The sequence below is a fragment of the Cupriavidus pauculus genome (genome assembly GCF_002858765.1).
GTDB lineage: Bacteria > Pseudomonadota > Gammaproteobacteria > Burkholderiales > Burkholderiaceae > Cupriavidus > Cupriavidus pauculus_B.
In genome coordinates, this window is sequence record NZ_PJRP01000010.1 from 1 (window position 1) to 13,253 (window position 13,253).

Here is a 13,253-nt window from a genome sequence, read left to right on the forward strand (position 1 = left end):
AGCCAGCTACAGCCGATCCGATTTCCGCCATGTCCGCCAAGTTTTACTTTTACTTTTTTTGGCATCTCACACCGCTGGCGGATAGAGAGGGACAGCTGTAAGCAACCCCGAATACAAAGAAACCGCCAGCAACCCTGGCGGTTTTTTTATGCCCGCCGGTCGCCGCGCAGAACCCCAACCAGACCAACGACCTCACAAGACCCGGAGCCATCATGCTGAAGAACACCGACGACCTGCGTATTCGAGAACTCAAGGAACTGCTGCCGCCCGCGCACCTGATCCGCGAGTTCGCCTGCTCCGAGGCGGCGTCCGACGTGATCTACGGCGCCCGCCAGGCCATGCACCGCATCCTGCATGGCATGGATGACCGCCTGATCGTCATCATCGGACCGTGCTCGATCCATGACACGCGCGCGGCGCTGGAATACGCCAAGCTGCTGAAGGTGCAGCGCGATCGCTTCGCAGGCGAGCTCGAGGTCGTCATGCGGGTCTATTTCGAGAAGCCGCGCACCACGGTGGGCTGGAAGGGGCTGATCAACGATCCGCACATGGATGGCAGCTTCAAGATCAACGACGGCCTGCGCACCGCACGCGAAGTGCTGCTGAACATCAGCGAAATGGGCGTGCCGACGGGCACCGAGTACCTGGACATGATCAGCCCGCAATATATTGCCGACCTGGTCAGCTGGGGTGCCATCGGCGCCCGCACCACGGAATCGCAGGTGCACCGCGAACTGGCGTCGGGACTGTCGTGCCCGGTCGGCTTCAAGAACGGTACCGACGGCAACGTGAAGATCGCCGTCGACGCGATCAAGGCCGCCTCGCAGCCGCACCATTTCCTGTCGGTGACCAAGGGCGGCCACTCGGCCATCGTGTCGACGGCGGGCAACGAGGACTGCCACATCATCCTGCGCGGTGGCAAAACGCCGAACTACGACGCCGCCAGCGTGGCGGAAGCGTGCGACGCGATCTCCAAGGCCGGTCTGGCCGCGCGCCTGATGATCGATGCTTCGCACGCCAACAGCAGCAAGAAGCATGAAAACCAGCTGCCGGTCTGCGAGGACATCGGCCGCCAGGTGGCCGGTGGCGACCAACGCATCATCGGCGTCATGGTGGAATCGCACCTGGTGGCCGGTCGCCAGGACCACGTCCAGGGCACGCCGGTGGAAGACCTGACCTACGGCCAGTCGGTGACCGACGCCTGCATCGGCTGGGACGATTCGCTGTCGATCCTGGAAACGCTGTCCAACGCGGTGAAGCAGCGCCGCCTGGCCACGGGCAGCGGCAACTGACTGGCTGCCGCGCGATAAGGCACAACGCCGACCCTCGGGTCGGCGTTGTTTTTTGGCGTCTCCACGAAAAAACCGCCCCGGAGGGCGGCTTTCTGCAACGGCACCGCGACGGCGCTTACTTCTTCAGCACCAGATCGCCTTTCAGCGAGCCGATATAGGCGGCGATGTCCTTCAGCTCGGCACGCGTGAACGGGCGCGGCTTGCCATGCTTGTCGGTCACGGCCGGATTGCTGTTGACCTGGCCGGCCATGATGGCATTGGTGCGGCCCACCAGCGGGTTGCCGCTGATCTGGTAGGACGCCAGCGCGTGATAGAGGTAGTCCGGATGCTGGCCAGCCAGCTTCGGATAGTCGGGGGAAATCGGCGCGTTCAGGTCCTTGCCATGGCAGGCCACGCAGCCGCCCTTTTCCACCAGCGCCTTGCCGGCCGTGATATCCGCCGCCGAGGCGGACATGGCAGCGGCGCCAAGCGCGACAGCACCCAGCACGAACGAAACAGCTTTCAGCATCTTCATGATCGGGGGCCTTTTACTTGAGCGGATTGTTCTGCGTGTCGCCCTTCTGCTGCGAGTAGTACGCAGCCACGGCGGCGATGTCCTGGTCGGACAGGCTGTCGGCAATCCCCCGCATGGTCGGATGCTTGCGATCACCCTTCTTGTAGCCGTGCAGCGCGTTCTCGATGTACTTGGCGCTCTGGCCGCCAAGCATGGGCACCTGATAGACCTCGGGGAACGACGCACGGTAACCCGGAATGCCATGGCAGCCGATGCACATGGCCACTTTGTCGCGGGCGGTGTCGACATTGCCCTTGTCCTGGGCATGCGCTGCCGTTGCGGCCGCGCCCAACACTACCATCGTGAGGAGCTTTTTCATTTTCGTAGCTGATTGGGAAGTGTTAAACCGCGTGTGACCTGCCCCTGCTGGAGCGCCAGACGATTTGCTACGAATGGGGATGGGGAGCGGATTGCCGGAGATCTGTCACGGGCGAAGCCGGTCAGACAAAGGCGCAGCCGGGGCGATATGTTGATGTGCCGCGGTGCTCTAACACCATTCTGCAACCATCTCGCGCTGTTGCCGCCTCCCGGTGATCTGCCATGTCTCTGGTGACAGAACTGCCGGGCGTGAGGAGGATATTGACTGGGGGGCGCGTCAAACCGGCGCATTGTACCGCAGCGTGCACGCGCCAGTCCACGGCGTGCGCCTTGGGGTGAGCCCCACTGAACGCGAATGTCGATCTGCTCTTATACTGGCCCATTCCGGCCGAATTTCGGGTTGTTGCCGCCCGTTGTTGCAGGATTTCGGCCCAGCCGGTTGTTGTTTCCCATTGTCATTCGACCGGCCTGCCTGGCAGGCCGGCAGCGATACACCCAGGTTGCCTCATGTCCACCTCCGCCAACGCCAATCCGTCCCAGCAGGTCAAGTTCGAGGGTAGCGCCCAGTATGTGGCCACCGACGACCTGAAGCTGGCCGTCAACGCCGCCCGCACGCTGCAGCGTCCGCTGCTGATCAAGGGCGAGCCCGGCACCGGCAAGACCATGCTGGCCGAGGAAGTGGCCGCCGCCCTGGGCATGCCGCTGATGCAGTGGCACATCAAGTCGACCACCAAGGCCCAGCAGGGCCTGTACGAATACGATGCGGTGTCGCGTCTGCGCGACTCCCAGCTTGGCGACGACCGCGTCCACGACATCAAGAACTACATCGTCAAGGGCGTGCTCTGGCAGGCTTTCGAGGCCGAGCAGCCCGTGGTGCTGCTGATCGACGAGATCGACAAGGCCGATATCGAATTCCCGAACGACCTGCTGCGCGAACTGGACCGCATGGAGTTCTACGTCTACGAGACGCGCGAACTGATCAAGGCCCGCCACCGCCCGCTGGTCATCATCACGTCGAACAACGAGAAGGAACTGCCCGACGCCTTCCTGCGCCGCTGCTTCTTCCACTACATCAAGTTCCCCGACGCCGAAACGATGCAGCAGATCGTCGACGTCCACTACCCCGGCATCAAGCGCGAACTGGTGACCGCGGCGCTGGAGGCGTTCTACGAAATGCGCAACCTGCCGGGCCTGAAGAAGAAGCCCAGCACGTCGGAACTGATCGACTGGCTCAAGCTGCTGATGGCCGAGGACATCCCCGCCGAAGCGCTGCGCAGCCCTGACCGCAAGGCCGCCATTCCGCCCTTGCATGGCGCTTTGCTTAAAAACGAGCAGGACGTGCACCTGTTCGAGCGCCTGGTGTTCATGAACCGCGCCAACCGCTGACCAAGATAGGCGAATGACGATGACGAAGTTCGTCCAGCCCGTCACGCTGACCGGGCAACACGCCACGCTGGCGCCGCTGTCGGCCGAGCACCTGCCCGGCCTGCGCGAGGCCGCCGCCGACGGCGAACTGTTCCGCCTGTGGTACACCAGCGTGCCCTCGCCCGACCGCATGGCCGCCGAGATCGAGCGCCGCCTGGGCCTGCAGACGCAGGATTCGATGCAGCCTTTCACGGTGCTCGATGCCGATGGCCGCGTGGCCGGCATGACCACGTACATGAATATCGACGGCAAGAACCGCCGTGTGGAAATCGGCTCCACGTGGTACGCCAAGCGCGTGCAACGTACCGCGCTCAACACCGAGTGCAAGCTGATGCTGCTGCGCCATGCGTTCGAGACGCTCGACTGCATTGCCGTGGAATTCCGCACGCACTGGATGAACCACCAGAGCCGCGCGGCCATCGCGCGCCTGGGCGCCAAGCAGGACGGCGTGCTGCGCAACCATCTGCGCATGCCCGACGGATCGTTCCGCGACACGGTGGTCTTCTCGATCATCGCCAGCGAATGGCCCACGGTGCGCGCGCATCTGCAGTACCAGCTCGAACGTCCGCGTTGATCGGAGTCAAGCCATGCTGATCGACTTTTTCTTCTCGTTGCGCCACGCCAAGCTGCCGGTATCGGTCAAGGAATACCTGACCATGCTCGAAGCGCTGCGCGCGCAGGTCATTTCGCCGTCGATCGACGAGTTCTACTACCTGTCCCGCATGACGCTGATCAAGGACGAGAAGCACTTCGACAAGTTCGACCAGACCTTTGCCGCCTACTTCAAGGGCGTGGAAAGCCTGGTGGACTGGAAGAGCGACATTCCGCTGGACTGGCTGCAGAAGACGCTGGAGCGCGAGCTGTCCGCCGAGGAAAAGGCCAAGATCGAGGCCATGGGCGGGCTCGACAAGCTCATGGAACGCCTGAAGCAGCTGATGGACGAGCAGAAGGAAAAGCACGAAGGCGGCAACAAGTGGATCGGCACGGGCGGCACATCGCCGTTTGGCCATGGCGGCTACAACCCCGAGGGCATCCGCATCGGCGGCCCGTCCAAGGGCAACCGCACCGCGATCAAGGTCTGGGAAACGCGCGCCTACAAGGACTACGACGACCAGGTGGAACTGGGCACGCGCAACATCAAGGTGGCACTGCGCCGCCTGCGCCGGTTTGCGCGCGAGGGCGCCGACACCGAACTTGACCTCGACGACACGATCCACTCCACGGCGGCCAACGCCGGCATGCTCGACATCAAGCTGCGGCCCGAGCGCCACAACAAGGTCAAGGTGCTGATGCTGATGGATGTGGGCGGCTCGATGGACGACCACATCAAGCGCGTGGAAGAGCTGTTTTCGGCCACCAAGACCGAGTTCAAGCACCTGGAGTACTACTACTTCCACAACTGCCTGTACGACTACGTGTGGAAGAACAACCGGCGCCGTCACGCGGAAAAGATCGCCACGTGGGATCTGATGCACAAGTACACGCCGGACTACAAGGTGATCTTCGTCGGCGACGCGACGATGAGCCCTTACGAAATCCTGCAGCCGGGCGGCTCGGTGGAGTACAACAACCCCGAAGCCGGCGCGGTCTGGCTCAATCGCATGATCGAGCAGTTCCCGCGCTTCGTCTGGCTCAATCCCGAGCCGGAAGGCCTGTGGCAATACCGCCAGTCGATCACGGTCATCAACCAGATCATGAAGAACCGCATGTATCCGGTAACGCTGGCGGGGCTGGAAGAAGCGATGAAGGTGCTGTCGAAGTAATCAGCCGGTGGCGGTGGCGCGGCTGGCCGGTCACGCCACCACGTCGACGCCTTCCATCAGCCACTTCCGGAAGGTCAGCAGCGCCGGCAGGTGGGCCTTCTGCTCCGGATAGCACAGGTAGTAGCCCTTCCTGGCCAGCACGCGCGCCGGGTGCGCCACGATCAGCGTGCCGGTGGCCAGTTCCTCCTCGATCAGGCAGCGCGGGATCAGCGCAATGCCCAGCCCGGACATGGCCGCCTGCGTCAGCAGCGTGAACTGGTCGAAGCGCGCCCCGCTCCATGCCTTCCGCGTCGATACCCCAAGCTCCGACAGCCAGTCGGGCCATGCCTCGGGCACGGTCGTGTGGTGCAGCAGCGGATATTTGAGCAGCGCGGCCGGCGCCTTCGCCACGCCATCGGGCTCCTGGACGAGCAGTCCCGGGCGGCAGACCGGCAGCACCTCGCGGCCGGTCATGTAATCGGCCAGGCTGCCCGGCCAGACTCCATCGCCAAAGCGGATAGCCGCATCGAGATCGGGTTGGGAAAAATCGTAGCCCTGCGCATGGGGCACGAATTCCAGCGTGACCTCGGGATGCCTGGCAAAGAACTGTGGCAGCCGAGGAATCAGCCATTTCGCACCGAGCGTGGGCATGCTGGCGATATGCAGGATGCCGCCGCGCCCCTGGCGTGCAATCAGTTCCACGCTGGCGGCCTCGATCTCGCCAAGACTGGGCCCGATGCGCTCCAGATAGCGCGCGCCGGCCTCGGTCAGCAACAGCCGCTGACGTACCCGCTCGAACAGTTCCACGCCCAGGAACGCCTCCAGGCTCCGCACCTGCTTGCTGACCGCGCCCTGCGTCACATGCAGTTCGCGCGCCGCCACCGTAAAACTGCTATGCCGCGCCGCCGCCTCGAAGGCCATCAACTCGGTCATCGACGGACACAAGCGCCGCATACCGCACCCCTTACTTCAATACCAGATGGAATGAGCTAGGGATTTTAAATCGTTTGCGACGAACTTGCATGGCGCGCAGAATCAGGACGCACGATTTTTGCATTGCCCCCTTATTGCAAGGCATTCGAGGCTAACCATCAGGTCCGCAGAGACCGGCCTTTCCCTCCTTTCCATTACCTTTCGACCGGATTCCTTTCGATGCAACGCCGTCCCCTGCTCAAGATCCTGGCCGCCGCCACTGCCTTTGCTGCTGCCGGCCTGACCCTGCCCGCCTTTGCCCAGGGCACCTACCCGACCAAGCCGATCACGCTCGTCGTGCCGTTCCCGGCCGGCGGCACCACCGATATCGTCGCGCGTATCGTTGCCGACAAGCTGGGCCAGCAACTGGGCCAGGTCGTGGTGGTGGATAACCGCGGCGGCGCCGGCGGCAGCATCGGCACCGGCTACCTGGCCAAGGCCACGCCGGACGGCTACACGCTGGGCATTGCCACCGCTTCCACGCATGGTATCAACCCGGCCGTGTACCCGCGCCTGTCGTACGACGCCACCAAGGACTTCACCACGATCACGAACCTGGCATCGGTGCCGAACGTGATGAGCATCCACCCGGGCGTGAAGGCCACCGACATGAAGTCGTTCATCGCGCTGGCCAAGTCCGAGCCGAACAAGCTGGCCTACGGCTCGGCCGGCAACGGCAGCGTGTCGCACATGATGGGCGAGCTGTTCAAGATGAGCAGCAAGACCGAACTGCTGCACGTGCCGTACAAGGGCGTGGGCCCGGCGCTGAACGACGCGCTGGCCGGCCAGGTGCAGATCCTGTTCGACAACCTGCCGTCGTCGCTGCCGTTCATCGAAGGCGGCAAGCTGCGTGCGCTGGCCGTGGCCGCACCCAAGCGCGTGGCTGCCCTGCCGAACGTGCCGACCTTCGCCGAACTGGGCCTGCCCGAAGTGAACGACGCCGCCTGGTTTGGCCTGATCGCACCGGCCAAGCTGCCGGCCGACATCCAGGCCAAGCTGAACGCCGCCGCCATCAAGGTGCTGGCCATGCCCGAGGTGAAGGCCAAGCTCGAAAAGCTGGGCGCCACCCCGGTGGGCGACACGCCGCAGCACTTCGCGCAACAGATCGCCACCGAAGTGGCCAAGAACAAGAAGGTGGCAGCCGCCGCCAAGATTTCGCTGGACTAACCCTCACCGGCAGTTCGTATGACCGACGCAGAACGAAAGACCGCGGAAAGCCCTTACTTCCTGCAGATGCCGGAAGGCGAGAGCGGCCCGCTCTTTCTTGACTCACCCCATAGCTGCACCACGTACCCGGCGGACTTCCGCTTCGCCAGCAACCTGCCCCTGCCGCTGCTGCGGCAGGCGGAAGACACGTTCGTGGAACAGCTCTACGCCGATGCCCCGGCACGCGGCATCCCGCTGCTGGCCGCCGGCTGTCCGCGCAGCTACCTCGACGCCAACCGCGGCCTGCAGGAAATCGACGAGGCGCTGCTGGACGCGCCCTGGCCCGGCCCGAAACAGGAAACGTCCAAGACGCGCCTGGGCAAGGGACTGGTCTGGCGCGTGCTGGACACCGGCGAGCCGATCTACGACCGCAAGCTGAGCGTGGCGGAACTGCAGGCACGGATCGACAACTACTACCTGCCGTATTACGCGCAGCTGCAGAAGTTGTCGGACGCCGCCGTGGCGCGCCATGGCCACGTGTTCCACATCAACTGCCACTCGATGCCCAGCGAGGCCGCGAAGTTCGCCACCGAGCATCCGGGCCTGCAGCATCCGGACTTCGTGGTGGGCGACCGCGACGGCACCACGTGCGACACGCGATTCACCGATCGCGTGGAAGCCGTGCTCAAGGAGATGGGCTACGACGTGTGGCGCAATCACCCTTACAAGGGGGTGGAGATCGTGCGCGTGGTAGGCCAGCCGCAGGCCAATCGTCACAGCCTGCAGCTCGAAGTCAATCGCAAGCGCTATATGGACGAGGTGGGCCTGACCCACTCGGCCGGCTTCGACAAGCTCAAGCGCGACCTCAACGCGCTGATGGACGACCTGCTGCGCTTCGCCAGCACGTTCTGAGATCGTCCGGAACGGGCGCTGCAATGGCGCCCTGCGCCTCGGGACACGCTTCTTGCGTGTCTCGGGGTTCGCCTGAGTTGCATGAGGACTGGCACATCTGCTATCGCGCGAAGGTAATGGCGCGTGATGCGCGCAAGATGTAAGCAGTTAGAACGAAGGGTAACAAGATTTAGGAACTTCGCCGGCAGGCTTTCCTCTATCATGGCAATCCTTCACCCACCCTCCTTGCTGACTCAAGCAAAGACGATCCCGTGATCAAACGAATTTCCAGACTGTTTGGCAGCCAGCTTCGCTTGCTGACTGCCGCAGTGGCAGGCGCGATTGCGCTGGCCGGCTGCGCCACCGCGCCGACCGACGACACCGCCCAGGCTGCCGCTACGCCAGCCGGCACGCCCGCCACCGCATCGACCGCATCGACCGGCGCCCCCGGCGTCAAGCCGCCCCCCGTCGTCAACAAGAACCCGCCGACCACTACTGTCACGCTACCCGACAAGGGCCGCGTAAGCCTGGCCGAGTATCGCGCGCAGATGCGCGAGCAGTTGATGAAATCGGAGAATGCCTCGGCCGACGTGGCCGACTGCGCGGCACATGCCAGCTGGGTGGTACCGCGTTCGGCCTCGTATGATGCGCTGAAGATTCCCACTGGCGCGCTGTCGGCAAGCCAGGCCACCGAGGAACGCTGGGAGGGCCGCTTCTCGCCCGGCAAGCAGGCGGTGCCCGTGAGTTCGGTGGTGACGTTCAATGCCACCGCCCACAAGCGCAAGGGCGAGGCCCAATGGCAGCCGGTCAAGGTGCGCTGCGGCTACAACGAGGGGATGATGCTGGCCTACGAGCTGCTCGACAGCAACGGCGACACGATCACCGAGCCGGCCGCGGCACCGGCCGTATCCACGGCGTCGCACAGCAAGAAGAAGGGCAAGAGCAGCGCCAAGGCGTCGTCTTCGTCGAAGTCGTCGGCATCGAAGTCAACGTCGACGTCGAGCGCCAAGAGCACGTCATCGTCCTCCAAGACGAAAAAGAAGAACTGAAGCCGCCGTCATGCGGTTGTGCGCGCCCCTCTCCCGCTCGCGGAAGAGGGGCGCAAATCGTCAGCACTCCGCCTCAGCCCGTTCTCAGCCCAGGTACTCCAGAATCGCCTGCAGCATCGCCGTGCCCAGCAGCGCGCTCTTTGCGCCGTTCCAGCCCACGGCCGGATCGGGCAGGTCGGCGTTGTCCTTGAACGGCATTTCCAGCGTCAGCGCCAGGCAGCTAAAGGTGTGGCCGATGTACTTCGAGGCCAGCTTCAGCGCGTCGGCGTTGTACTTGCTGGCGGCGTAGCCATGCATGTCCTGGAAGTCGGGCGTGGCGCGCTTGAAGGCTTCGATAAAGCGTGACTGCTGCTCGCGCTGGACTTCGGTGAAGCCGGGCAGCATCTCGCTGCCGGCCACGAAGTTGTAGGGCAGCGCCTCGTCGCCGTGGATGTCGAAGAACAGGTCCACGCCGGTGCGCTCGATGGCGCGACGCACGTGGTAGACCTCGGGGCTGGTCTCCGGACTCGGCTGCATCCACTCCCGGTTCAGGTTCGCGCCGGCCGCGTTGGTGCGCAGGTTGCCGCGCGACGAGCCGTCCGGATTCATGTTCGGCACGATATGGAACACCGCGCGGTCCAGCAGCTTGCGCGCGACCGGATCGCCATGCCAGGCGCCGGTGCCGGTCAGCCGCTGCAGCACACCTTCGCAGAACCACTCGGCCATGCTTTCGCCCGGATGCTGGCGGGCGATCATCCAGATTGTCTTCTTGCCTGGCCCGGGCTGGCCCAGCGTCACGCAGGTCAGGTCGCGGCCATCGACGGTGCTGCCAAGGTGCGACAGCTTCGCCAGTGGCGACCGCTGGCACGTGGCCAGCAGCGACAGGTGCCGCTCGTCGGAATACGGCTCGAAGTACGCCAGCCACACGCTGTCGTGTTCGGGCGTGAAGTCGACGGTCATCGTGGTGCCGTCGTACTGCGTCGGCACGCGGAACCAGTGCGCGCGGTCGTACGACGCCACGGCGTGGTAGTCGCGCCAGCCATCGGGATAGGTGCATTCGCCGGCGTTCAGAAACTTCAGCCGGCACGCCTGGCCCGCCGCGCCCTGCAGGCGGAAGTGAAACCATTGGCGGAAATCGGCGTGGGAATCGGCGCGGATGCGCAGGCGGATGTCGTCGGCGCGGTCGAGCGCTTCGACTTCGATCGCACCCGAATCGAACAGCGAGGAAATATGGAGTGCCGAGGTCATCGAATTTGTCCTTTGTTCTCAGTCTTCCAGGCGGCGGCGGAATACCCAGCGCGCGTCATCGGAAGCGGCCTTGTCGAAGGCGTAGCCGTCTTCCTTGAAGCGCTTGAGCTGCGCGGGGTCGGTGACCCGGTACGTGACCGCGTAGCGGGCCATCGTACCGCGCGCACGCTTGGCATGGAACGAAATGATCTTGTAGCGGCCGCCCTTCCAGTCCTCGAACACCGGCGTGATGACGCGGGCATCGAGCACCTTGGGGCGCACCACCTTGAAATACTCTTCGGACGCCAGGTTCACCAGCGTGGGCGCGCCCTCGTGCTTGAGGTCGGCCATGTCCTTGTTGAGCAGTCTGGTGACGTCGTCGCCCCAGAATGCGTACAGGTCGCGGCCGGCGGCGTTGTCCAGGCGGGTGCCCATTTCCAGGCGGTACGGCTGCATCCAGTCCATCGGGCGCAGCACGCCATAGAGGCCGGACAGGATGCGAATGTGCTTCTGGGCGAACGCCAGGTCATCGGTGGACAGCGTTTTGGCGTCCAGGCCATCGTAGACGTCGCCATTGAAGGCCAGCACGGCCTGCTTGCTGTTGGCGGCCGTGAACTCGGGCGACCAGTCCCCGTAGCGGGTCACGTTGAGCACGGCCAGCTTGTCGGAGATGTCCATCAGCGACGCCACGTCCTGCGGCGCCAGCTTGCGCAGGCGCTCGATCAGCGTGGCGGAACGGTCGATAAAACGCGGCATCGTATGGGTCTTGACGCGCGGCGGTGTCTCGTAGTCCAGGGACTTGGCGGGAGACAGGACGATGAGCATGGCAAAATCGCGGGCAGAAACAAAGCTGAGATTGTAGCGAATGCCCACCGAAATCACCGCCAACGCCCTGCCCGGCACCTCCGCCCCCCGTGTCGTACTCGATTCCAACGTCTGGGTCGACCTGCTGGTTTTCCGCGATCCGCACGTCGAGCCGATCCGCGCCGCGCTGGCGTCAGGCGCCATCGCACCGGTCATCCGGGCCGACTGCCGCGAGGAATTGCGCCGGGTGCTGGCCTATCCGCAATTTGCCCGGTTCGCAGTCGATATCGACGCCGCGCTGGCCGAGGTGGACCGCCTCACCACGCTGGCCCCGGCCCCGGCCGCCGAAGACGCCGGCGCCATCCGCCTGCCGAAGTGCCGCGACACCGACGATCAGAAGTTCATTGAACTGGCGCACTTTGCGCGGGCGGTGCTGCTGGTGTCGAAGGACAAGGCCGTGCTCAAGCTCAGGAGCCGCCTGCGCCGCACCAGCGGCGTGGACGTGCTGACGCCGCTGGCCTTCTCCGGCTGGCTGGCTGCCCGGACGGCCGCAGATGCCGCAGCGGCCGCCGAAGCGCCCGAAGCCGCCCCGGCGGGCGATCCCCGCTAGAATGTCGCTCTGGTTTCCTGCCCGGTCCTATCCCGTTTCCGCCCAGCCATGTCCGAATCGACCCCTGCCCCGCTGAATCCGCTGAATCCGCTGAATCCGCCGCTGTCCCGCCTGCCCAACGTGGGCACCACGATTTTCACCGTGATGTCGGCGCTGGCCGCCGAAAAGAACGCCGTGAACCTGGGCCAGGGCTTTCCGGACTTCGACTGCGACCCGCGCATCGTCGACGCCGTCACCGGCGCCATGCGCGCGGGCCACAACCAGTACCCGCCGATGGCCGGCGTGCCGAAGCTGCGCCAGGCCATCGCCGGCAAGATCGCCACGCTGTACGGCCACCAGTACGACTGGAACACCGAGATCACGATCACGGCCGGCGCCACGCAGGGCCTGCTGACGGCCATCCTGTGCGCGGTGCACCCGGGCGACGAAGTCATCGTGCTGGAGCCCTGCTACGACAGCTACCTGCCGTCGATCGAACTGGCCGGCGCCAAGGCCGTGCCAGTGCGGCTCGAAGCCCCGCTGTTCCGCATCCCGTTCGACAAGCTGGCCGCCGCGATCACGCCGAAGACGCGCATGATCATGATCAACACGCCGCACAACCCCACCGGCACGATCTGGCGCGCGGAAGACATGCAGCAGCTGGCCGACCTGCTGGCCGGCACCGACATCCTGCTGCTGTCCGACGAAGTCTACGAACACATGGTCTACGACGGCCAGCCGCACGCATCGGTGTCGCGCCACCCGGAACTGGCGCGCCGCAGCTTCGTGGTGTCGAGCTTCGGCAAGACCTATCACGTCACGGGCTGGAAGGTGGGTTATGTGGCCGCGCCGGCCGCGCTGATGAACGAATTCCGCAAGGTGCACCAGTTCAACGTGTTCACCGTGAACACGCCCGTGCAGCATGGCCTGGCCGACTACATGGCCGACCCGGCCCCGTACCTGGACCTGGCGGGCTTCTACCAGGCCAAGCGCGACTACTTCCGCGCCGGGCTGGCCCATACGCGATTCAAGCTGCTGCCGTCGGACGGCACGTACTTCCAGTGCGTCGACTATTCGGCAATTTCCGATATGAGCGAGGCTGATTTCTCGATGTGGCTCACGCGCGAAATTGGCGTGGCGGCCATTCCGGTATCGGCGTTCTATTCCGAGCCGCGCGAATCGGGCGTCGTGCGCTTCTGCTTTGCCAAGAAGGAAGAGACGCTCAAGCTGGCGCTGGAACGGCTGGCCAGGCTGTAAGCGGCCGGC

General features: G+C 64.7%; 14 protein-coding genes. 9 read left to right on the forward strand and 5 right to left on the reverse strand.

Going from position 1 to position 13,253, the window contains the following annotated elements; all coding sequences use genetic code 11:
• Positions 1–212 precede the first annotated feature (212 nt).
• Positions 213–1,292: a 3-deoxy-7-phosphoheptulonate synthase AroG gene (aroG, locus tag CYJ10_RS19945; RefSeq protein WP_180862996.1), complete on the forward strand. Its 1,080-nt coding sequence runs from the start codon at positions 213–215 to the stop codon at positions 1,290–1,292.
• 115 nt (positions 1,293–1,407) lie between these two features.
• Here the strand turns inward: aroG and CYJ10_RS19950 are convergent, their stop codons facing one another.
• Positions 1,408–1,806: a c-type cytochrome gene (locus CYJ10_RS19950; protein WP_101683209.1), complete on the reverse strand. Its 399-nt coding sequence runs from the start codon at positions 1,804–1,806 to the stop codon at positions 1,408–1,410.
• A 13-nt stretch (positions 1,807–1,819) separates the two neighbouring features.
• Complete coding sequence (locus tag CYJ10_RS19955) at positions 1,820–2,164, reverse strand: c-type cytochrome (RefSeq protein WP_066738862.1); 345 nt, start codon at positions 2,162–2,164, stop codon at positions 1,820–1,822.
• Between the two features lie 506 nt (positions 2,165–2,670).
• Between CYJ10_RS19955 and CYJ10_RS19960 the strand changes: the two genes are divergently transcribed.
• From CYJ10_RS19960 to CYJ10_RS19970, 3 genes are read left to right on the forward strand one after another with little or no spacing between them, the layout of a single operon-like run.
• Complete coding sequence (locus CYJ10_RS19960; protein ID WP_101683210.1) at positions 2,671–3,549, forward strand: AAA family ATPase; 879 nt, start codon at positions 2,671–2,673, stop codon at positions 3,547–3,549.
• Positions 3,550–3,568: 19 nt separating this feature from the next.
• Positions 3,569–4,162, forward strand: coding sequence for a GNAT family N-acetyltransferase (locus CYJ10_RS19965; protein ID WP_101683211.1), 594 nt, complete (start codon positions 3,569–3,571; stop codon positions 4,160–4,162).
• A 13-nt stretch (positions 4,163–4,175) separates the two neighbouring features.
• Positions 4,176–5,351, forward strand: a complete 1,176-nt coding sequence (locus CYJ10_RS19970) for a vWA domain-containing protein (protein ID WP_101683212.1) — start codon at positions 4,176–4,178, stop codon at positions 5,349–5,351.
• A gap of 30 nt (positions 5,352–5,381) precedes the next feature.
• On the opposite strand, the gene CYJ10_RS19975 is transcribed toward CYJ10_RS19970, so the two are convergent.
• Positions 5,382–6,284: a LysR family transcriptional regulator gene (locus CYJ10_RS19975; RefSeq protein WP_101683213.1), complete on the reverse strand. Its 903-nt coding sequence runs from the start codon at positions 6,282–6,284 to the stop codon at positions 5,382–5,384.
• Between the two features lie 198 nt (positions 6,285–6,482).
• Here CYJ10_RS19975 and CYJ10_RS19980 point away from each other — a divergent pair, with 198 nt between their 5' ends.
• The 3 genes from CYJ10_RS19980 (at position 6,483) to CYJ10_RS19990 (ending at position 9,388) form a co-directional block, all read left to right on the forward strand.
• A complete protein-coding gene (locus tag CYJ10_RS19980) occupies positions 6,483–7,469 on the forward strand; it encodes a Bug family tripartite tricarboxylate transporter substrate binding protein (protein WP_101683214.1) in 987 nt (328 codons plus the stop codon).
• 18 nt (positions 7,470–7,487) lie between these two features.
• On the forward strand, positions 7,488–8,360 hold the full coding sequence (locus CYJ10_RS19985) for an N-formylglutamate amidohydrolase (RefSeq protein WP_101683215.1): 873 nt from the start codon (positions 7,488–7,490) through the stop codon (positions 8,358–8,360).
• Positions 8,361–8,611: 251 nt separating this feature from the next.
• A complete protein-coding gene (locus CYJ10_RS19990) occupies positions 8,612–9,388 on the forward strand; it encodes a BspC domain-containing protein (protein ID WP_257993430.1) in 777 nt (258 codons plus the stop codon).
• 84 nt (positions 9,389–9,472) lie between these two features.
• Here CYJ10_RS19990 and CYJ10_RS19995 read toward each other — a convergent pair whose 3' ends face one another.
• Positions 9,473–10,615: a M14 family metallopeptidase gene (locus CYJ10_RS19995; protein WP_101683217.1), complete on the reverse strand. Its 1,143-nt coding sequence runs from the start codon at positions 10,613–10,615 to the stop codon at positions 9,473–9,475.
• 18 nt (positions 10,616–10,633) lie between these two features.
• Positions 10,634–11,419, reverse strand: a complete 786-nt coding sequence (yaaA, locus tag CYJ10_RS20000) for a peroxide stress protein YaaA (RefSeq protein ID WP_101683218.1) — start codon at positions 11,417–11,419, stop codon at positions 10,634–10,636.
• 40 nt (positions 11,420–11,459) lie between these two features.
• On the opposite strand from yaaA, the gene CYJ10_RS20005 reads away from it, so the two are divergent.
• Both CYJ10_RS20005 and CYJ10_RS20010 read left to right on the forward strand, forming a co-directional pair.
• Positions 11,460–12,008, forward strand: a complete 549-nt coding sequence (locus CYJ10_RS20005; RefSeq protein WP_101683219.1) for a putative toxin-antitoxin system toxin component, PIN family — start codon at positions 11,460–11,462, stop codon at positions 12,006–12,008.
• A 48-nt stretch (positions 12,009–12,056) separates the two neighbouring features.
• The gene (locus CYJ10_RS20010; protein WP_101683220.1) at positions 12,057–13,244 is read left to right on the forward strand and encodes a pyridoxal phosphate-dependent aminotransferase; all 1,188 of its coding nucleotides are present in this window, start codon (positions 12,057–12,059) and stop codon (positions 13,242–13,244) included.
• Positions 13,245–13,253: the final 9 nt, after the last annotated feature.